Origin of the sequence: Bradyrhizobium uaiense (assembly GCF_010811875.1) — a bacterium.
Lineage (GTDB): Bacteria > Pseudomonadota > Alphaproteobacteria > Rhizobiales > Xanthobacteraceae > Bradyrhizobium > Bradyrhizobium uaiense.
In genome coordinates this window covers 16,060-35,195 of the sequence record NZ_VKHP01000030.1, presented here as the reverse complement: position 1 = coordinate 35,195, position 19,136 = coordinate 16,060, and the positions used below count along the sequence as shown (strand labels likewise).

Below are 19,136 nucleotides of genomic sequence, written 5' to 3'. Positions count from 1 at the left end.
TCATGACGAACTTCACCGGACTTGCCGCCCCTCTCGCCGCGCTCATCCTCTGCGCTACGGGCTCGCCCCCCGCGCCGGCGGCCGAAATTGCGCCACGCCTCGTCGAATTCGAAAGCCCGCTGGCGGGACCGCAAGCGTTGCAGGGTTACCTGCGATTGCCGGACGGTCCCGGTCCCTCGCCCGCGGTTGTGCTGCTGCACGGCTGCGGCGGCGGCTGGCGGGGGATCGACGAGCGCTGGGGCAAGCGGCTCGCCGAGTGGGGCTATGTCGCGCTGACGATCGACCGCTTCGGAACACGCGGCATCACCGGTGCCTGCACCGGCGGACTGCCGCTGTCGACGTTGTACGATGCGTACAGCGCACTGAACTACCTCGTTGGACAGCCGACTGTCGATCCGAGCCGGGTGGCGGTGCTGGGATTTTCCCAGGGCGCGACGCTGGCGCTGCTCGCGGTCGAGCGCGGTCAGATCGAACGTTCCTCGAAGGACAAATTCCGCGCTGCGATCGGCTTCTATCCGCCGTGCGGCGGGGTCAAGGGCAGCATGACGGTGCCGACGCTGATCCTGATCGGCGAGCTCGACGACTGGGCGCCCGCGAACGCGTGCCGCAACCTTGCCGAGGGCCGCGACGACTGGGGCATGGCGCGCGACAAGGACAAGGGGATTCCGATCGCGATCACCGTCTATCCCGGCGCCTACCACGATTTCGACGTACCGTCTTTCCACACGCCGCAGATGCTGCTCGGTCATCACGTCGAATTCAACGAGGCAGCACGGGATCAATCCGTCGACGCACTCAGGAAATTCCTGTATTCGACGATCGGCGGGCAAGAGAGACCACGATGACAATCAAAGCAATCGTCTTCGACGCCTACGGTACGCTCTATGACGTCCAGTCAGTGGCCGAAATCACCGAGGATGCGTTCCCCGGCTATGGCGACATCATCACGCAGGTCTGGCGCATCAAGCAGCTCGAATATTCCTGGCTGCGCTCGCTGATGCGGCGCTACCGGGATTTCGCTGCCGTCACCCGCGACTCCCTCGCCTACACGCTGCGCTGCCTCGGCCTGCAATATGACGAGGCGACCTTTGCCCGCATCATCGACAAGTACCGGCACCTCGCACTGTATCCCGATGCGGTCGCCGCGCTCGAGGCGATGAAAGACAAGAAGCTCGCGATCCTCTCCAACGGCAGCCCTGACATGCTGAACGCGCTGGTGCGCAATTCGGGGCTCGACCGCCTGCTCGACGCGACCATCAGCGTCGATGCTCACAAGGTGTTCAAGCCGGCGCCCGAGGCCTACACGCTGATCGAGCAGGTGCTGAAAGTGCAGCCCGCGGAGGTGCTGTTCATCTCCTCCAATCCGTGGGACGCCTGTGGCGCCAAGGCGTTTGGACTCAATGTCGCCTGGATCGAACGGGTGACGCCGGAGGCGATGGCGCTGGCCTGCGTCGAAAGCGAAACGATCGCCCCATTGACGATGTTTTGGGCGTTGCGTACCCAGATGGACGAGCTCGGCGTCGTGCCCGATCACCGGATCCACGGCCTCTCCGAACTTCCTGCCCTGGTGTCTGCCAGATCCTAAACAAGGGTCCTGAATATATGAGTCTCGCCTCCGTCCGCGCCTTCTTCGCCGAGAAGGCGCCCGAAATCTCCGTGATCGAATCCGTTGTGAGCTCCGCGACCGTCGTGCTGGCGGCCGAGGCCTATGGCGTCGAACCGGCGCGTATCGCCAAGACGCTGAGCCTGCGGGTCGGCGACCGCGTAGTGCTGATCGTCGCGGCCGGCACGTCGCGAATGGACAACAAGAAGGTGAAGGCGGCGTTCGGCGGCAAGCCGAAGATGCTCGGCCTCGACGAGGTTGCCGACATCACCGGCCACGAAGTCGGCGGCGTCTGCCCGTTCGGGCTGAAGACGCCGCTGCCGATCTATTGCGACGTGTCGCTGAAGGCATTCGACATCGTTGTACCGGCAGCCGGCTCGACCCACAGCGCGGTGCGCATCACGCCCGACAGGATGGCGGAGCTGACCGCCGCCGAATGGGTCGATGTCTGCGAAGTCGGCCCTAGGCGCTAGCTAGTCCTCATCGTCAGCGGGCGGTCGCGGCGCAACCGGGGCCGGCTGCACGTGCTGCGGCGCGCGCGGCCGCTGCATCGTCTGCGGTTGGGGTGCGCGCCCCTGTGTCTGCGCCTGTTGTTGCGCATTCGACTCGAATACCGCACGGCAGGAGCTGCCAAGCAGCGCCGTGTTCTGCCGCAGGCAGGCGACGATCCGGTTGGTGTCGGGAATCTGATCGCTGCACAGGCGCATCACATCAGGCGTGCACGCCATCTGCTGTTCCCATGTTCCGCGATATTCCTGCGACGACGCAGGCGCCGCAGCGCCAAGGCCGCCGATCGCGATCGCTAAGCTCAGCACAATTCGCTGCGTCTGCATGCCCAGTGCCCTTGTTCGATTCGAATTGATCCGCGCACGCGCAAGTTCCGCGCCGCGATTTGCTTCAACCTCTCAAATGAATGCGGCCAAGGATCGTTCGCACGGACAACTAAATGTGAAGACCGATCGTGCTGGAACCAAGTTCCCGGCATCGGTCCTCGATCAATCCGCGAGAACGACGGTAAAGAAGTAAACGCTGCCTTCGATCTCTGCGCGTCGATATTGCGGCATGACGTTGAGTATCCCCGAGGATGAAGGGCACGCTTCGCTTTGCCCACCCTACACGGATCGCTTCTTCCCCTTGGCGAAATGGCTGGCGAGGAAATCCGCCAGCACCTCGACGCGGGCGGGCCGCGGGCCGCCGGGCGGGGTGACGAGATGCACGGCGCCCTCCGGCTGCTTCCAGCCCTTCAGGATCACCTCGACCTCGCCGCGCGCGATCGCGTCGCCGACGATGAAGTCGGGCAGATCGGCGATGCCGAGCCCGGCAAGCAGCGCCGGCATCACGGCCTCGCCATTGTTGACCCGCAACTGGCCGGCGGGACGCACGCTCGCCTGCTCGCCCGACGCGTTGGAGTAGTGCCAGACGCCCTGGGTCGAGAGATAGGCGTAGCCGAAGCATTTGTGCTCTGCGAGATGCATCGGATGGGTCGGCCGGCCGTAGCGCTTCAGGTAGGACGGCGCCGCCACGGTGTAGCGCGGCATGCCGCACAGCCGCCGCGCGATCAGCGAGGAATCCGGCAGCCGCGCGATGCGCAGGCCGGCGTCAAAGCCCTCACCGATCAAATCGACCGTCGCATCGCTCAGATGCAGATCGATCGCGACTTCCGGATAGGCCTCCATGAATTCCGGCAGCAACGGCGCCACTGACTTGATGCCGAAGCTCATCGGCACCGCGAGCCGCACCAGGCCGCGCGGCGTGGTCGATTGCGCCAGCGCCTCGTTCTCGGCGGCCTCGCCGTCGGCCAATAGCCGCGCGGCGCGCTCCGACAATTTCTGGCCGGCATCGGTCAGCGCCAGACGGCGGGAGGTGCGGTTGAACAGCCGCGCGCCGAGCCGCTCCTCGAGCCGGCTGACCGCTTTCGACACCGTCGCCTTGGACAGCGAGAGCTCGGTCGCGGCCGCCGCAAACGACCGTAATTCCACGACTTTTGCGAAAATCGCGAGCGCCTCGAAGTCCGGCAATTTCGACATGGGCGGCTATCCTCGATAGTTCATTTTGGAAACAATGAGTTTCAATAGTTTCTATTTCTATACCACAGCCGGAGGCATATCCAAGGGGTCAACGAGATCGAAACCAACGCATCGAACGGAGTTACCCATGATCGAACTGAAACCATTCGCAAAGCTCGGCGGCGCCGACCACGGCTGGCTGAAAGCCAAGCATCACTTCTCGTTCGCGAGCTACTACGATCCCGCCAATGTCAGCCACGGCGCGCTGCGCGTGTGGAACGACGACGAGATCGCGCCCAACTCCGGGTTCCCGGCGCATCCGCATGCCAACATGGAGATCATCACTTATGTTCGCGAAGGTGCGATCACGCACCAGGACTCGCTCGGCAACAAGGGACGCACTGAAGCCGGCGACGTGCAGGTGATGAGCGCCGGCAGCGGCATCCGTCACTCCGAGTACAATCTGGAGCCGTCGAAGACCAAGATCTTCCAGATCTGGATCGAGCCGACGACGAAGGGCGGTCATCCGACCTGGGGCTCGAAGCCGTTCCCGAAAGCGGACCGTTCCGGCAAGCTCGTCACCATCGCCTCCGGCATCGACGGCGACAATGACGCGCTGCCGATCCGTGCCAATGCGCGGGTGCTCGCCACCACGCTGAAAGCCGGCGAGAGCGCGGAATATTCCGTCGACAAGGCCCGTCACCTCTATCTGGTGCCGGCGGCCGGCAGCATCGAGGTCAACGGCGTGCGCGTCAATGCACGCGACGGCGCCGCGATCCGCGATGAGGCCAAGCTGAAGATCACCGCGCTCGAGGATGCCGAACTCGTGCTGGTCGACGCGGCCTGATCACCTCTCAACCCCTGCATGCGCGGACGGCTGTCCGCGCATGCCCTCCCCCGAAACGTCCCTACCTACCCCAACCCAAATGGAGGCCATCATGGCCAAGGTTCTCGTTCTCTATTACTCCGCCTACGGTCACATCGAAGCGATGGCGAATGCCGTTGCGGAAGGCGCGCGCGAAGCCGGCGCCACCGTCGACATCAAGCGCGTGCCCGAGCTGGTGCCGGCCGAAGTCGCCAAGGCGTCGTATTACAAGCTCGACCAGGCGGCCCCGATTGCCAAGATTGACGATCTCGCCAATTACGACGCTGTTATCGTCGGCACCGGCACCCGCTTCGGCCGCATGTCCTCGCAGATGGCCAACTTCCTCGACCAGGCCGGCGGCCTCTGGGCCAGGGGCGCGCTGAACGGCAAGGTCGGCGGCGCCTTCACCTCGAGCGCGACCCAGCATGGCGGCCAGGAGACCACGCTGTTCTCGATCATCACCAACCTGCTGCATTTCGGCATGACGGTGGTCGGACTGAACTACGGCTTCGCCGGCCAGATGAAGCTCGACGAAGTCACCGGCGGCGCGCCCTACGGCGCCACCACCATCACCGGCGGCGACGGCAGCCGCCAGCCCAGCGAAAACGAACTCGCCGGCGCCCGCTACCAGGGCCGCGCGATTGCGGAGACGGCGAAGAAGCTGCACGGCTGATGCGATGGGGGCGGCCCTCGTTCGCGATTGCCGCCCCTACCTTAGTCGCAATGTTGTTCTCGAACAGCGGCGCGAGAGCTGTCGCTGCTCAGACGCCAAGAGAGGCCAAGAGAGAGGCCAAGAAACCCGATAAGCGACGTAATGGGCTCTATAACCAAGACCGCCTGACAATTGGCCGCGAATCGGGCCCTTGAGCCGTGGCAAGCTGCGTGTCATCGTGACCGTCAATATCCAGGCCGGAGCAACATGACGGTTCCCTGTCGCGTCCTAATGATCTACCCGAAGTTCGTTCAGGACTCCTTCTGGAACTATACGGAAGCTTGTGAACTCGTCGGTGCGAAGTATCCGGCGGCGCCACTTGGACTGATTACAGTCGCCGCCATGCTACCGAAGCATTGGGACATTCGCCTCGTCAATCGTAACACCGAGTCTTTGACGGACGCCGATCTCGACTCGGCCGATCTCGTCATGATCGGCGGCATGCTCAACCAGCAGCCCGATTTTCTCCACCTGATCGATCTCGTTCACCAGCACGGCAAGCCGGTATGCGTCGGCGGACCTGACGTCTCCTCCAGCCCGCATCTCTACGCCGACGCGGACTTCCAGGTGATCGGCGAAGCCGAGCAAATCATCCAGCAATTTGTGGCCGCCTGGGAAAGCGGTGAGCGCAAGGGCGTGTTCGTCGCCGAGAAATTCAAGATCGACGTCACGCTAAGCCCAATGCCCCGCTATGACCTGATCAAGTTCGACCACTATCTCTTCATCGGCGTGCAATATTCGCGCGGCTGCCCGTTCACCTGCGAGTTCTGCGATATCATCGAGCTGTACGGTCGCGTGCCGCGCACCAAGACCCCCGATCAGATTCTCGCTGAGTTGCAAGCGCTCTACGATCACGGTTATCGCGGACATGTCGATTTCGTCGACGACAACTTCATCGGCAACAAGAAAAACCTCCGCATCCTGCTGCCGCAGCTCAAAGCCTGGCTGGAGGAGCGAGATTATCCGTTCGAGTTCTCCACAGAAGCCTCGATCAATATCGCTGACGACAGCGAGCTGTTGCAGGCGATGAAGGACGCGAACTTCTTCGGGATTTTCGTCGGCATTGAGAGCCCGGATCCCGAGACCCTTGTGCAGATGAAGAAGAAGCAGAACACCCGGCGCAACATCGCCGAATGCATTCACAAGATCTATAGCTACGGCATGTTCGTCACCGCGGGCTTCATCGTCGGGTTCGATACCGAGAAGGCCTCGATGGGCCAAGCGATGATCGACTTCATGGAGAAGGCGAGCATTCCAGTCTCGATGGTTGGACTGCTCTATGCGCTGCCCGGCACGCAGCTGACGCGGCGGCTGGCGAAGGAAGGCCGCCTGCACGAAGGCCACGATCTCATGAAGGTCGAGCAGGCGGGCGACCAGTGCACGCTCGGCTGCAATTTCGACACGATACGTCCGCTTCGCGATATCCTCGAGGACTACAAGGCCGTGCTCGGGCACGTGTACAGCCCGACGGCCTATGCAGGACGGCTGTCGCGGCTCGCCGACATGCTCGACCGGTCCGACCGGCGCCGCGACCTGCCGGATGGCGACATCCGTAAGAGGCTTGGCGGCATCGAGGGCGTGCACACGATCATGCGTGCCCTGCCGGAGGTTCGCGAGCCGTTCTGGAAGACCTTCGTCGAGGTCGCCAAGTCCAATCCAGGCGCGCTGCGTTACATCGTGATGTTGATGGCGCTATACTTGCATTTCGGGCCATTCTCGAAACACGTAATCCGTGAGATTGACCGCCGGATTGCCGCGCTCGACGATATGCCGTCGGTGAGGGCCACGGAGCTTGTGCCGCGAACTGACCTACATGCGGTTTGACGGCAAAGCGCGTTAGTGCGCTTGGCCGTCAAGATAACATCCCGCAGCCCAGAGGTTTGCCATGAATACCCCTGCGAAGACCCGATGGCCGGAACTGCCGACCGAAGCGTGGCGCGACAGCTGCGCCACGCTCCAGCTGTTCACCCAGATTGTCGGCAAGATCCGGCTGGCGAAATCGCCCTGGGTCAATCACTCCTGGCACGTCACGCTCTATGTCGCGGCGCGCGGACTGACGACCTCGCCGATCCCCGATGGCGACCGCACATTCCAGATGGACTTCGACTTCATCGATCATTTGCTCCGCATCTCGACCAGCGACGGCACCGAGCGGCAATTCGCGCTGGCCGAGCAATCGGTCGCGAGCTTCTACTCAGCGATCATGGCCGACCTGAACGAACTCGGCGTCGAAATCGTCATCGACGAGATGCCGAACGAAGTCGCCGACCCGATCCGGTTTTCACAGGATACGCAGCATGCCGCCTACGATGCGGACGCCGTGCGCCGTTTTCACCGGATCCTTGTGAACTGCGACCGCGTGTTCAAGCAATTCCGGACCGGCTTTCTCGGCAAGGCCAGCCCGGTGCATTTTTTCTGGGGCAGCTTCGATCTTGCGGTGACGCGTTTCTCCGGCCGCGCAGCACCGCAGCATCCCGGCGGCGTGCCGCATCTGCCCGACGCGGTGGCGCACGAAGCCTATTCGCACGAGGTGAGCAGCGCGGGCTTCTGGCCGGGCGGCGGCGCGATCGATTATCCGGCATTCTATTCCTACGCCTATCCGGAACCACCGGGCTATCGCAGCACGCCGGTCCGCCCTGGCGCGGCGTTCTTCAGCGAGGCGCTCGGCGAATTCATCCTGCCCTATGATGCTGTGCGCACGGCTGCCGACCCCGACAAGGCGCTGCTCGATTTCCTGCAATCGAGTTATGAGGCCGCAGCCATCAACGCGAACTGGAACCGTGACGCCCTTGAATGCGCGCCGGGCCGGCCGGGCGTGGTCAGGGCGACGTAGCGCCGGCGCACCGAGCGCGTGGCTCAGTCCTCTTCGCGCGATGGCGACGCCTTGCCCAGCGCCCGCTTCAGTCGCGCGCTGAGCTTTGGATAGTGACGCAGCGCCAGCACGGCGCGATCCCGCAGCGCATGAGGCTGCCCGCGCCAGCTCAAGGGCGCGCTGAGATCGACCAGCGGCGTACGCTGCGGTCTGAACCGCCGCTTGTAGCTGTAATTGCCGATCGAGAAATCGAACTCGCGCACACCGTCCTCGTGCAGCGCCTCGATGGTGCGATCGATGATCAGTCGGCCGGGCGAGCACGCCGACCATTTTTCGCCGGCATTGCTGATGCGGAGCATGACGTAGCGTGAGCCGGCACGAACGCCGAGCAACGTCGCCACCACCTCGTCGCGTGTGGTCAGCGCGGTCATGACGGCATAACCGCAATCGGCGCCTTCGCGCACGAGGTCGCGATAGAAGGCGGCGCAGTCCGGGTCGTCGAGCACGTAGTTGAGCCCAAGGCCGTTCAGCCGGGCTCCCTGCTGCACCTCCGTAATGGACAGAAGATCCAGCGCCTGGTCGGTATCGGCAGCAATCTTGAAGGCCGCGGTCCGCTCACGCGTGAACACGCGCCAGCTCCGTCCCAGCTCCTTGCGAACCTTGCGGTCCAGCTCGTAGCGCCACGCATTGTAGTCATCGCCGACGGTCAGCAAATTGCCGTTGACGACCGACGGCCCGACGCCATCGAGCAGCGCCACCGGATTGGGTCGCCCCGCGAGCCTGACCGGCATCTTGCGAAAGCGAACCAGATCGGCTCCGCCGTACACCTTGCGCAGCGCCGCCTGCAGATCGCGCCAGAACTGCCATGCAGTGACGTCGTCGCGCGGTGCGGCGGGGCCGAGCAACGGCGCGTTGAAGTCGGTGAGATTGAGGTCGGCGAATTCGACGATGCGGAGGCCGCCCTGTCGGTGACAGATCAGCGGCAGCAACGCAGCCCGCTCGCCGGTCGCGGCATCGCTGACGATGGCGATCAGCGGCGAAACGCCGTCGGTCGACGCGAAGGCCCGATACCATGACGCATACCATTGCGGATGCTGGAACCCGGTGAGCGGCTCGAATGCGCCCCAGCGGGCGACGGCCTGCGCCCAATCGGAAACCAGCTCGACGCGATAGCCGACCGCATAGGACGCGGCCCGTGCCCCGAATTTCTCAACCGCTGTCGTCAAGACCGTCATGTCAGTACCTGCACCCGGCAAGTTCGCTTACGCCGCTTCCAGCGCCGCCTTGGGCAGATCGACGATCTTGCCGAGATCGCTCTCGTCGAGGCGGAAGTCGATCGGGCGGCGCACCGCGCGTTCACGCTTCACCCACTTGCCGTCGCGCAGCAGCTTTTGCATCACCTGCTTGGCGAAGAAGGTCGGACCGCGGATGCTGCGGCTGCGCGGCGCGTAGCCGAAACGATGACGCAGCATGCCGTTGGCGAGATGCAGGATCTGCGCACGACGGATGTCGTCGTTCACATAGGAGATCGTCATCGAGATGTTGACGGTGTCGAGGTTCTCGACACGGTGCGGCGCATTGAGCGGCCAGTTCAGCATCTGGCCGGGCTCGAGATCGATCACCTGCGCGTGCCAGTCGTACCAGGGCTCGTAGGGGATATCGACCACGACGTCGAACAGCGCGATGTTCTCCAGATGCTCCGGCCGGATGAACGGCTGCGTGTTGGGATAGATGTACACCCGCTTGCGACCGGCGATCTGGACCAGGCCCTGCCCCGGCAGATCGGCGTGGTAGTAGACTTGCGCGTCGGGCGATGAAATCAGGATGCCGGCCTGATGGGTCGGCGCGTCAAAGCCCGGGACCTTGGCCCCGATCTCGCCGAACATCTGCTCGATCAAGTCGCGGTAGCGGCGATCGACCGCGGTGACGTTACGCAGGTTCAGCCACAGGCCGCCGCGCGAAATTGCCTCGATCACCTGATGGCCGCTCAGCCTGCCGATCTCGCCCTCGCGCCAGACGCGGCTCGATCCCTTGGCGCCGGTCTTGACCAGGCTGCAATGCTCGCGCGGATAGTGCTCGATCAGCCTGGCGAGATCGTCCATCGAAAACGCCGGCTGCTTGTGCATGGTGTGCTCGAGCCGGATCGGCTGACGGCTCCAGAGCCTGGAATGGTTGTCATCCCAATTCGTGAAGATCCTGCCTGTCGTCATGGTCGCGCTCCTGGCAGCTGCGCCGTTTCGCTTCATCCGATGTCCCGTTCCGGGACGAGCGGGCTGCTCTTGACCGGGAATTGGCAAGAACGATGCCGTCGCGTATGCGCGCCGGGTTACCCAAAGCTAATGTCTCGCCGATATGGCTAACCGCGACGTCTCCGGAACCGGTCGCCAGAACAAGCAGCCAAGACCATCTGAGCACGATGAGCGAAAAACCCCGATATCGTGCGCTGTTCCTTGGCGCCGGGCCAAAGATGCACTGCGGCGTCGGGCAATTCACGCGCCTGCTGCAGGAGACGATCGAGAAGCTCGCCCCCGGTGCCGGCACGGCGTTAACCCTGACACAGACCGACGGCACGATCGCCGAGATCTGGCGCGCCGTCGGCGGCGCCGACAGCGTGGTCTGCAACTTCCCCATCGTGGCCTGGAAGCGCGTGATCGCGCGGCCCTTGCTCGCCCTTCTCTTCGCCCGGCTCCGCCGTCGGAAGGTCGTCCTGATCCAGCACGAATGGGCCGGCCTCAACGGCATCCGCCGGCTGACCTATATGCCGGCGCTGTGGCTCGCCAATACCATCGTGATGTTCTCGCCGCTGGTGCGTCGCGAGCTCGCCGACGATTCGATCATGCGCGGCATGGTCCGCAAATGCGTGCTCGCGCCGCTGCCGCCGAACATCGCGGCGCCCGCCGGCTTCGCGGATTCGATGCTGCTGCATCGGCTCGTCGCGGCACGCGGCAATGGCCAGCTCATCGTCGGGCATTTCGGCTCGATCTATCCGGGCAAGCAGCCGAGTGGATTGCTCGAGATCGGCGCGATCCTGAAGCAGCGGGGCCTGCAGCCGTTGATCGTCTATGTCGGCTCCTTCATCCGCGGCACCGACAATATCGAGCAGAAGTTCTATGCCCGCGTCGCCGAGCTGGGGTTGAAGGGCGACGTCATCGTCTCCGGCTATGTCGCCTCCGATCACGAGGTGTTCGGCCTGCTCGGCGAGATCGACGTGTTCTGCTACTCGCTGGCCGAAGGCCTGACCGCGCGGCGCTCCAGCATCCTGGCCTGCGTGCAGTCCGGCCGGCCGCTGATCGTCACCGGCCCGACACTGCCGGACGAGTTCGACCATCACCCGCGCTTCAAGGAATTGATCGACCGCGGCGCCATCCTGCTGGTGCCGCGCGACGCCGACAGTGCTGGATATGCCGACCGGATCGTCAAGGCGCTGAAGCGTCGGACCGTGCCCATCCCGTTCGATTTCGATGGCTGGTGGACCGACGTCGCCAACGCGGTCCGCGCGCAGCTCTAGCTCCGCAACCGGAACCGGGCGAGATAATGCAGCCCGAACACCCCGATCAGGAACGTCACCCAGATGGTGTCTGCGCGATCGAGGAAGAAGCTCTCCATCGACGACAGATAGAGGCCGAACAGCCAGATGCGCAGGAACAGCAGCGTCAGCGGCGTGTCGTTGCCGCCGAGATCCGCGGCCTGGAAATCGCGCAACGGCTTGACGACGATTGCCGCGATCAGCAGCACGAGACCCGGCAAGCCGGTCCCGAGCGCGGTATCGAGATAGCCGTTGTGGCTGTGCGAGGCGTAGCCCGCCCACTCCTTGCCTTCCTGCAGATTCTGGATCGCGCTGGTGCCCCAGAACGCTTCGAAGCCGTAGCCGGTCCACAAGCGTTGGTGCAGCGACTCGAGCGCGAAGGCCCAGATGTCGGCGCGGCCGGTAAAGGAGGTGTCGATCGGCATTTTATCGGCGATCGCAGCCAGCGTGTCGCTCATCACTGCGCCGACGCTGAACAGATTGAGCAGCAGCAGCGGCGTCAGCAACAGCAGCGCACGGCCCAAGCGCGAGCGGATCACCGGCATCAGCGACGTCAGCATCAGCACGGCGACGCACAGCACGATTGCGCTCTTGCCGGCCGTGAAGAACAGGAAGACCGCGGCGAGCCCGGTCACGGCGATGCCGGAGAGCCAGCCGCCGGCCCGCATCAAATAGATGCCGAGGAAGATCAGCATCGCCATCATCGCCGCAGCGACGTTCTTGTGGCCGAACACACCGCGCCAATTGCCGGCAAGCGCCGGCTCCTGCGGATCGGTCGCCTGATGGATCGACAGATGCGGCGCCAGGAAAACGCCGAGATAGCAGGTGACGAGCAGGACCAGCGCGGCTATGCCGAACCAGCGCATCAATTCGCCCTGCGATTTCGGCAGCAGCAGCAGCGTTGCCGTCACCGCGATGACGAACACGGACAGCGCCAGGCGCCGCAGCGAGGTCGCCGGATCGGACGACAGCACGACGGTGACGCAGATCCAGCCCGCAAACAGCAAGAAGGCCGGCGTCAGCAGCGATTGCAGCGCCGGCAGATTGTCCCGCAGGGTCAGCGCCAGCATCGCGACCATCAGCACGCCGAACAGGCCGTAGAGAACCGCGTCCTTGCCGGAGACAACTTCGCCGACATAGAAGCCGCTCAGATCTTCGAACGGACGCAGCGAAATCCAGACCAGAAGCAGGATGCCGATGAAGAGCGCGCAGCGGACGATGTCCATCACCGGCCGGCGCGCGATGTCGGCAAGCAGCGCCCGGCTATCAGTAGTGACGCACAAATCGCTCACGACGCGATCTTGGACGCCGCATAAGGCTGCGGCTCGATGCCGAGCACCGCCAGCGCACTGCCGACGGCGACCACCATCGGATGCATCGCGATCACAGCCTGATGCTCGCGCAGCGCGATCCGCGTAAAGCGATACAGCGAAAACGGCACCAGGCCGAACATCTTGGCCATCACGGCCGCACGCGACCACATCGTCTGCGCCGCCTTGCGCTCGATGTGATAGTTGATCGCTCCAATCCGCAATCCCCGTCGCACGATCCAGCCGAGATTGGTCCGGCTCGAGGGGACGGTCTCGCGGATCACGGCGTCCGTCACCCAGAAGAAACGGAAGCCTACCCGGCGCGCCCGTGCGAAGAAGTCGTGGTCGCCGCCGCCGAGGAAGTTGAAGCGCAGGTCGAAGGCGGGATGTCCGAGCCGCTCGAACACCGCGCGGCGGATCAGACAGTTGCCGCAGCCATAGATCACCGGCACCGGACCGCTGGCATGATAGGCCGGTGCGAACGCCGGATGGCGCTTGAGGCCGCCCTTGTGCTTGTCATCGAAGTCGGGCCACACCGGTCCGCCGATGATCTCGGCACCGGTGGTCTCGGTCGCCTGCACCATCCGCTCCAGCCAATCCTGCGAGGCGACCTCGTCGTCGTCGATCATCAGGAAATTTTGGGCGTTCGGGAATGTCTCAAGCGCCGTCTCGAACGCCGCGTTGATCGCCTGGCAATTGCCTTGCCGGGGCTCGACGATGCAGACGCCACGCAGCTTGCCGGAATTGAGAAATTCGGCCGCGACCGGCGCGCTCTCGCAATGCGCGGCATCGTTTTCGACCACGACGATCGCGAAGCTGCGTTCGGTGCGCTGCGCCGCGATGGACTCCATCGTCAGCCGCAGGTGCTTCGGCCGGCGGAAGCTCGGAATGCAGATGACGGTCTCAATGGAGCAATCGAGCGCGGGGGACGTCGTGACCCAGGCGCGGTCGGCTACAGCAAGCTCGGTCGACATCTCCATGCCCTCCTGGCAATCGCGATCCGCAAGACGCATCATCCCGGCACGGATCGGAATGGGACATGGCCGTCCCAAAGTGACCGACACAGGCGGCAATACGGTCGCGGAACGAACGTTACGGCGACCTCATGGCAAAATCCGCTCCAGGCGAGAGGCGCGTTAGCGCAACTTCGTCGCAAGGTTAATTTGAAGTCTAGCGAAGTGATTTTGCTGGAATGACCGGCGCGCGGGAGCGCCGCCCCGTGATCGCGGCCGCGCCGTTAGCGAACCCTTAGGGTTAAGAGCCCTCGCGCACGCGTGACACAAGCTCCGCGTCCGGGCTGGCATCCAATTTGCTGATCGACCCATAAATCATCCGTCGATCCGATCGCAGCAACACAAAAAGACTGAGGTTCACCTTGAAAGCGCTCGATCTCGTCTCGCTCGGCACCAAGCATGTCCGCAACGCCCTCTCGGAAGAGCTCTACTTGCGTACCGGACGCGACGTCACCCGCCCCGCGGCGATCTTCGCGGAGGTGGTCGAACGCTGCAATTACAAATGCCGCTACTGCGACTACTGGCGCCGTCCGAACTATCGCGACGAGATGACGATCCCGGAATGGCAGCGCGCCCTCGCGAGCTTGAAGGAATTCATCGGCGCCTATCATGTCGAATTTGCCGGCGGCGAGCCCTACATCAAGAAGGGCTTTCTCGACCTGCTGCGGTTCTGCCGCGACAACGACATCCACTGGGGCGTCACCACCAATGGCGGCGCCTATCTCAACAAGAAGGTCGTGGCGCAGACCGTCGAAGCGCATCCGTTCAACATCAATATCTCGATCGACTCTACCGACCGCACGATCCACAACTACTCGCGCGGCGTCGAGAACTCGCTGACCGACATCGTGCAGGGCATCCGCAATGTCGCCGAGCAGCGCCGTGCCGAAGGCCTGGACTTTCCGATCATCATCAAGCCGGTCGTGCACAGGCTGAACTTCCGCCGCCTGCCCGAAATGGTCGACTGGATCCAGGAGATCGGCGCCACCGCGCTGAGCTTCCAGCCCGTCGAGCAGGGCATCCAGGAGGTCGAGGACGAGCTATGGATCGGTGAGCGCGAGATGGACGATCTGATCAAGGTGCGCGACGAGCTGTTGCGCTTGAAGCGCCAGGGCGCGCCGATCCTCAACGGGGAGGCCGTGCTGCGCGCCTGGCCGAACCATTTCCGCCGCGAGAAGGCGCCGAAGGAAGTGATGCCCTGCCGCGTCGGCATGCGGAACTACTTCATCCGCTCCGACGGCCGCCTCGAAGTGTGCTGGTTCTTCAAGCCGATCGGCAACGTGCGCACCCAGACCGCACGCGAGATCTGGTACAGCGAGGAAGCGCAGGCCCGCCGCAAGGAGACCATTGCTTGCGACAAGCTGTGCCTGTTCACCTGCCTCGCGCAGCGCACGCTGCAGGACAAGCTGAAGATGGGCCTGACGCTGCTGACCAACACCAAGGCCGCCTGACGCGGCAACGAGCAGTGACTAAGCCCGGTCAGTCGGAGGACAGGCCGGGCTTTTGCTTGCGCGGACAGACGCGCCCGGTCAGCCCGCAAACAGTTTGCGGAACAGGCTCGCGGCTTGCGGAAACTTGCCGTTATCGATCTGCGTCGGCCACAGGCCATCGACATCGAAATAGGCGGCATAGGCGATCGCTGCCTGATTTGCTGCGAACCAGTCGTGCATCTGCTGCACGAAGAACGCATTGTCGCCGGACGGGCCGACGCCCCATTCCGGATAGCTCATCAGCTTGCCATGGCTCGCCGCGAACGCTCGCTGCCACTCCAGGCCGAACGGCGCCTTGAGATAGGAATTGGTCCAGCGCTCCGCCGCGCTGGCATCCGACGTGAAATCGTAGACATCGAGGCCGACGGTGTCGACGACATCATCGCCGGGATAGGCGGCGTCGGCCGGCATATCCTGAAGTCCCCAGCCCGGACACCAGTCGAACTTGAAGCTTTCCGAGCGACCGCGAAAGATCGCGACCACATGGCGGAACGCCTTGATGTAGTCGTCCTCATGTCCTTTGGCGAACCAGCCCATATTGGAGATGTTCATCTCCCAGCCGAGGCGGATGATCGCCTTTGGATGCGCGTCTCCGATCGCGCGCGCGGCCGCCTCGAACTCGGCGTCATGCAGCCCGCCCGCGACATCCGCGAGCGGCGTTCCGGTGATGGTGAGCGGCACCGACCAGACCACGTTGCGCGCCGGATTGAGCTTCTTCCAGAGCCCGGGCACCCAGTCCAGCTTGTGAAAGTCGTCCCAGCTTTTCTGGCCGTAGAAGTCGACGCCGAGCACGGACGAGCGCGGCCGGTTGAGCCACTTCTCCCAGCCTTGCAGCACGTGCTCGCGGCCGGTCTCACCCCAGTTGACGAAGGCGCCGGCGAATCGCGCGGAATTCGCACCGAGCCGCGACCGGGCTGACGGTGCGGCCCGCACGGACGGCAATGCGCCGACCGCGAGCGCCGCGAATGCGAGGGCGCGGCGTCGCGTGATTCCGCGATCAAGCGACATCGCGCGCTCCGGCTGGTTCGCCCGCGCCGCGCGTGCCAACAACGCACAGCGCTGACGGCAAGGCTGTCTCGAAATGGACTGACGATACGGCCCGCCGTTCGGCCGTGCCGCTTACCGATCGGAAATGCCACCGAATCCGCATACGCACTCACCTGCGCCGACCGCGTCGGCATTCGAGGCGTGAACACTGCAATATCCGGGCAACATCCCGATCCAGCGTCAAAATCACGCAACCGAACGATGACTTCCGATCCGTTAACGGCCGCGCTGCGCCGGCATTTACCATTGCTTAACCATCAAGGCCGCGGGCAGGACGCGCAAAACACTCCGGCACCGATCTTGCTGAACTGAGGTTCAGGACGAAGTCCGGCGGCCGCATTGTTCCGCCGTGAAACGGTGTCGCCGGAGAGTGTTACGAGATGAACCCTGTCGCGTTGCTGACCCCGACCTATGGGCGCGATCTGGAAATCTGCACGCTGCTTTGCGAAAGCGTGGATCACCACGTCACGTCCTTCTCCAGGCACTATCTGCTGGTGCCGGATTGCGACCTGTCGCTGTTCGCGCCGCTCGCAAGCGAGCGCCGCATCATCATTCCGGCCTCCTCCTTCCTGCCCGACTGGTTGCGGCCGCTGCCGCGCATGATCCAGCGCAAGCGCCGCCAGTTCTGGTGGTCGTTGCGCGCCAAGCCGGTGAACGGCTGGCACGTGCAACAGATCCTGAAGATCGCGGCGACGATCGCGCTGCCCTATGAGCGGTTCTGCATCCTGGATTCCGACATCGTGTTCTTCCGCGATTTCGATCTGGCGCGCTTCCAGTATCCGAACACGATCCCGCTGCTGAAGATGGCCAATGCGGTCACCGCCGACCAGCCGCGCCATTCGCGCTGGCTCGAGACCAGCCATCAGCTGATCGGCCTACCGACACCGCCATTCCCGGCGCCGGATTTCATCGGACACATCATCTTCTGGGACAAGCAGACCACTCGCGCGCTCGCCGAGCGCATCGAGGCCGCCACCGGCATGGACTGGATCGAGGCGCTGTGCCGGACCCGCGAGTTCTCCGAATATCTGCTGTACGGCTTTTTCGTCGAAAACGACGAGGCGTCGGCGCTGCGTCACTCGGTGGTGCCGAAGACGCAATGCGTCAGCTACTGGGATGACCCGACCCTGAGCAAGGACGAGCTCACCCGGCTGCTGCTGCGGGCCAACAGGGACGACGTCGCGTTCTCGATCGCATCGTTCTCGGGAACGCCGGTCGCGACGATTCGCGAGGTCGTGGCCGAGAGCGACGCCATCCTGGCGTCGTCGGCGGCGGCAAGACCAGCGGAGCTTGCCGCATCATGCTGATCGGACAGGCCAGCATCAACCTGACGGCCAACGTGCTTTCGGCGCTGCTCGGGCTGCTGAGCGTGTTCGTCTTCACGCGGCTGTTCGCGCCGCATGACTATGGCGTCTACCTGTTGGGTGTCGGCTTCGCCTCCGTCATCTCAGTCTTCCTGGTCGGCTGGTTCCGCAATCTGATCCTGAGCGGCCATGCCCGCGATGACGGCACCGACGTCCGCGGCCTGGTGGCGTCGGGCTATCTGATCTCCTGCCTCACCGCGCCGATCGCCTGGCTGCTGGCGCGTCTCGTCGGCCTCGATGCGACTGCGGCGCTGGCCGCCGTCGCCCTCGCCATTGCGATCGGCCTGTTCGAGCTGACGCAGGACCTGCTGCGGGCACGGTTGAAGGCACTCTCGGTGATGAGGGCGACCCTGGTCCGCGCCGGCGCCCTGCTCGGCTTCGGCGTCGTCGTCGCAACGATCAGCCCGACCGGCGTCCTGTTGTTGCTTGCGGCCAGCTTGGCCTATCTTGTCGCCGTTCTGGTGCAGACGCGTAGCGCATGGCGCGGCACCATCATCCATTTCAGCCGCGCCGACCTGCGGTCGCTCGCCCGCGCCGGCCTGCCGCTGACCCTGTCGCTGACGCTGCTGGCGATCTCGAGCGTGACCGACCGCTTCATGATCGCGAACCTGATCGGCGCAGCCGAAGCCGGCAAATATGTCGCGGCACTGGACCTGGTTCGCCAGACCCTGATGATGCCCGCGATGAGCATGGCCGCGGCCTTCTTTCCGATGGCCGTGCAGATACGGGCCCGGCAAGGCGACGCGGCGGGCGCCATCAGGACTCATCTCGCCGATTGCCTCGAACTGCTCGCCGGCGTCACGCTGCCGGCCTGTCTCGGCTTCGCCCTGATCGCCCCGCATATCGCCAACATCATCCTCGGTGTCGACTTCCGCGCGCTCGCATCCGAGATCATGCCGGTCATCGCGGCCGCCGTGCTGTTCCAGGTGCTGACGCAGCAATATCTGCATGCGAGCTTCCTGCTGTCGGGACGCAACTCCTTCTATCTGATCAACACCGCATCGATCATCGCGGCCAATGTGATCCTGTCCTATCTGCTGGTCAGCCTCTACGGCACCATCGGCGCAGCCTGGGCGCGCCTCGGCGCCGACCTCACCGGCTTTGCCTGCGCCCTGATCCTGAGCCGCTTCGCCTTCCGGATTCCGATCCCGATCGGCCGCCTCGCCTTGATCGTCATCGCCGCGCTCGCGATGGCAGTCACGGTCGGCGCGCTGGATCGCGTCCTCTACCTTGCCGATCTCCCCGCCAGCATCGTGCTGGTCGGAGCGGGGTTCGCCGTCTACGCCGCGTTCTGCTGGCTGTTCGACATCGCGCGCCTGCGCGGTCGGCTGAAGCAGGGCATCGCCATGTTCCGTACCAAATTCGCAAACAGCAACATTGGATGAACC

General features: G+C 64.2%; 18 protein-coding genes. 11 read left to right on the top strand and 7 right to left on the bottom strand.

All coding sequences use genetic code 11. From position 1 onward, the window contains the following. Positions 1 to 2: 2 nt before the first annotated feature. From FNJ47_RS10410 to FNJ47_RS10400, 3 genes are read left to right on the top strand one after another with little or no spacing between them, the layout of a single operon-like run. Positions 3 to 845: a dienelactone hydrolase family protein gene (locus FNJ47_RS10410; RefSeq protein WP_163152989.1), complete on the top strand. Its 843-nt coding sequence runs from the start codon at positions 3 to 5 to the stop codon at positions 843 to 845. Continuing rightward, positions 842 to 1,585, top strand: a complete 744-nt coding sequence (locus FNJ47_RS10405; protein WP_163152988.1) for a haloacid dehalogenase type II — start codon at positions 842 to 844, stop codon at positions 1,583 to 1,585. The genes FNJ47_RS10410 and FNJ47_RS10405 overlap by 4 nt, the downstream gene beginning before the upstream one ends. A 17-nt stretch (positions 1,586 to 1,602) precedes the next feature. Continuing rightward, a complete protein-coding gene (locus FNJ47_RS10400) occupies positions 1,603 to 2,076 on the top strand; it encodes a YbaK/EbsC family protein (protein WP_163152987.1) in 474 nt (157 codons plus the stop codon). Here FNJ47_RS10400 and FNJ47_RS10395 read toward each other — a convergent pair whose 3' ends face one another. Together FNJ47_RS10395 and FNJ47_RS10390 are read right to left on the bottom strand one after the other, a co-directional pair. Further along, entirely contained in the window at positions 2,077 to 2,436 is a 360-nt protein-coding gene (locus tag FNJ47_RS10395) for a hypothetical protein (RefSeq protein WP_163152986.1), read from the bottom strand. It lies immediately after the preceding gene. Between the two features lie 279 nt (positions 2,437 to 2,715). After that, on the bottom strand, positions 2,716 to 3,630 hold the full coding sequence (locus FNJ47_RS10390) for a LysR family transcriptional regulator (RefSeq protein ID WP_163152985.1): 915 nt from the start codon (positions 3,628 to 3,630) through the stop codon (positions 2,716 to 2,718). Between the two features lie 127 nt (positions 3,631 to 3,757). Between FNJ47_RS10390 and FNJ47_RS10385 the strand changes: the two genes are divergently transcribed. From FNJ47_RS10385 to FNJ47_RS10370, 4 genes are all read left to right on the top strand, one after another. Next, on the top strand, positions 3,758 to 4,456 hold the full coding sequence (locus FNJ47_RS10385) for a pirin family protein (protein WP_163152984.1): 699 nt from the start codon (positions 3,758 to 3,760) through the stop codon (positions 4,454 to 4,456). Between the two features lie 91 nt (positions 4,457 to 4,547). After that, on the top strand, positions 4,548 to 5,147 hold the full coding sequence (gene wrbA / locus FNJ47_RS10380; protein WP_163152983.1) for an NAD(P)H:quinone oxidoreductase: 600 nt from the start codon (positions 4,548 to 4,550) through the stop codon (positions 5,145 to 5,147). A gap of 246 nt (positions 5,148 to 5,393) precedes the next feature. Next, positions 5,394 to 7,010: a B12-binding domain-containing radical SAM protein gene (locus FNJ47_RS10375; RefSeq protein ID WP_163152982.1), complete on the top strand. Its 1,617-nt coding sequence runs from the start codon at positions 5,394 to 5,396 to the stop codon at positions 7,008 to 7,010. A 61-nt stretch (positions 7,011 to 7,071) separates the two neighbouring features. Next, positions 7,072 to 8,019, top strand: a complete 948-nt coding sequence (locus FNJ47_RS10370; RefSeq protein ID WP_163152981.1) for a DUF5996 family protein — start codon at positions 7,072 to 7,074, stop codon at positions 8,017 to 8,019. Between the two features lie 23 nt (positions 8,020 to 8,042). Here the strand turns inward: FNJ47_RS10370 and FNJ47_RS10365 are convergent, their stop codons facing one another. Further along, complete coding sequence (locus FNJ47_RS10365) at positions 8,043 to 9,233, bottom strand: GNAT family N-acetyltransferase (RefSeq protein ID WP_163152980.1); 1,191 nt, start codon at positions 9,231 to 9,233, stop codon at positions 8,043 to 8,045. A gap of 27 nt (positions 9,234 to 9,260) precedes the next feature. Beyond that, positions 9,261 to 10,208 (bottom strand): cupin-like domain-containing protein, encoded by a 948-nt coding sequence (locus FNJ47_RS10360; protein WP_163152979.1) that lies wholly within the window; start codon positions 10,206 to 10,208, stop codon positions 9,261 to 9,263. Between the two features lie 206 nt (positions 10,209 to 10,414). On the opposite strand from FNJ47_RS10360, the gene FNJ47_RS10355 reads away from it, so the two are divergent. Next, complete coding sequence (locus tag FNJ47_RS10355; protein WP_163152978.1) at positions 10,415 to 11,506, top strand: glycosyltransferase; 1,092 nt, start codon at positions 10,415 to 10,417, stop codon at positions 11,504 to 11,506. On the opposite strand, the gene FNJ47_RS10350 is transcribed toward FNJ47_RS10355, so the two are convergent. Next, the gene (locus FNJ47_RS10350) at positions 11,503 to 12,816 is read right to left on the bottom strand and encodes an O-antigen ligase family protein (RefSeq protein ID WP_163152977.1); all 1,314 of its coding nucleotides are present in this window, start codon (positions 12,814 to 12,816) and stop codon (positions 11,503 to 11,505) included. The genes FNJ47_RS10355 and FNJ47_RS10350 overlap by 4 nt on opposite strands. Beyond that, complete coding sequence (locus FNJ47_RS10345) at positions 12,813 to 13,808, bottom strand: glycosyltransferase family 2 protein (protein ID WP_235999791.1); 996 nt, start codon at positions 13,806 to 13,808, stop codon at positions 12,813 to 12,815. The genes FNJ47_RS10350 and FNJ47_RS10345 overlap by 4 nt, the downstream gene beginning before the upstream one ends. 401 nt (positions 13,809 to 14,209) lie before the next feature. Here FNJ47_RS10345 and FNJ47_RS10340 point away from each other — a divergent pair, with 401 nt between their 5' ends. Continuing rightward, the gene (locus FNJ47_RS10340) at positions 14,210 to 15,298 is read left to right on the top strand and encodes a radical SAM protein (RefSeq protein WP_163152976.1); all 1,089 of its coding nucleotides are present in this window, start codon (positions 14,210 to 14,212) and stop codon (positions 15,296 to 15,298) included. A gap of 78 nt (positions 15,299 to 15,376) precedes the next feature. On the opposite strand, the gene FNJ47_RS10335 is transcribed toward FNJ47_RS10340, so the two are convergent. Beyond that, on the bottom strand, positions 15,377 to 16,345 hold the full coding sequence (locus tag FNJ47_RS10335) for a glycoside hydrolase family 26 protein (RefSeq protein ID WP_163152975.1): 969 nt from the start codon (positions 16,343 to 16,345) through the stop codon (positions 15,377 to 15,379). Positions 16,346 to 16,764: 419 nt separating this feature from the next. Here FNJ47_RS10335 and FNJ47_RS10330 point away from each other — a divergent pair, with 419 nt between their 5' ends. Continuing rightward, the gene (locus FNJ47_RS10330; protein WP_163152974.1) at positions 16,765 to 17,691 is read left to right on the top strand and encodes a DUF6492 family protein; all 927 of its coding nucleotides are present in this window, start codon (positions 16,765 to 16,767) and stop codon (positions 17,689 to 17,691) included. Next, entirely contained in the window at positions 17,685 to 19,133 is a 1,449-nt protein-coding gene (locus FNJ47_RS10325) for a lipopolysaccharide biosynthesis protein (RefSeq protein WP_163152973.1), read from the top strand. The genes FNJ47_RS10330 and FNJ47_RS10325 overlap by 7 nt, the downstream gene beginning before the upstream one ends. Positions 19,134 to 19,136: the final 3 nt, after the last annotated feature.

Bases quoted from the DNA above. Each gene is read 5' to 3' on its own strand.
- wrbA (WP_163152983.1), top strand. From the start codon at position 4,548: ATGGCCAAGGTTCTCGTTCTCTATTACTCCGCCTACGGTCACATCGAA.
- FNJ47_RS10385 (WP_163152984.1), top strand. From the start codon at position 3,758: ATGATCGAACTGAAACCATTCGCAAAGCTCGGCGGCGCCGACCACGGC.
- FNJ47_RS10400 (WP_163152987.1), top strand. From the start codon at position 1,603: ATGAGTCTCGCCTCCGTCCGCGCCTTCTTCGCCGAGAAGGCGCCCGAA.
- FNJ47_RS10330 (WP_163152974.1), top strand. From the start codon at position 16,765: ATGAACCCTGTCGCGTTGCTGACCCCGACCTATGGGCGCGATCTGGAA.
- FNJ47_RS10390 (WP_163152985.1), bottom strand. From the start codon at position 3,630: ATGTCGAAATTGCCGGACTTCGAGGCGCTCGCGATTTTCGCAAAAGTC.
- FNJ47_RS10370 (WP_163152981.1), top strand. From the start codon at position 7,072: ATGAATACCCCTGCGAAGACCCGATGGCCGGAACTGCCGACCGAAGCG.
- FNJ47_RS10325 (WP_163152973.1), top strand. From the start codon at position 17,685: ATGCTGATCGGACAGGCCAGCATCAACCTGACGGCCAACGTGCTTTCG.
- FNJ47_RS10405 (WP_163152988.1), top strand. From the start codon at position 842: ATGACAATCAAAGCAATCGTCTTCGACGCCTACGGTACGCTCTATGAC.
- FNJ47_RS10375 (WP_163152982.1), top strand. From the start codon at position 5,394: ATGACGGTTCCCTGTCGCGTCCTAATGATCTACCCGAAGTTCGTTCAG.
- FNJ47_RS10395 (WP_163152986.1), bottom strand. From the start codon at position 2,436: ATGCAGACGCAGCGAATTGTGCTGAGCTTAGCGATCGCGATCGGCGGC.
- FNJ47_RS10345 (WP_235999791.1), bottom strand. From the start codon at position 13,808: ATGTCGACCGAGCTTGCTGTAGCCGACCGCGCCTGGGTCACGACGTCC.
- FNJ47_RS10410 (WP_163152989.1), top strand. From the start codon at position 3: ATGACGAACTTCACCGGACTTGCCGCCCCTCTCGCCGCGCTCATCCTC.
- FNJ47_RS10365 (WP_163152980.1), bottom strand. From the start codon at position 9,233: ATGACGGTCTTGACGACAGCGGTTGAGAAATTCGGGGCACGGGCCGCG.
- FNJ47_RS10360 (WP_163152979.1), bottom strand. From the start codon at position 10,208: ATGACGACAGGCAGGATCTTCACGAATTGGGATGACAACCATTCCAGG.
- FNJ47_RS10355 (WP_163152978.1), top strand. From the start codon at position 10,415: ATGAGCGAAAAACCCCGATATCGTGCGCTGTTCCTTGGCGCCGGGCCA.
- FNJ47_RS10335 (WP_163152975.1), bottom strand. From the start codon at position 16,345: ATGTCGCTTGATCGCGGAATCACGCGACGCCGCGCCCTCGCATTCGCG.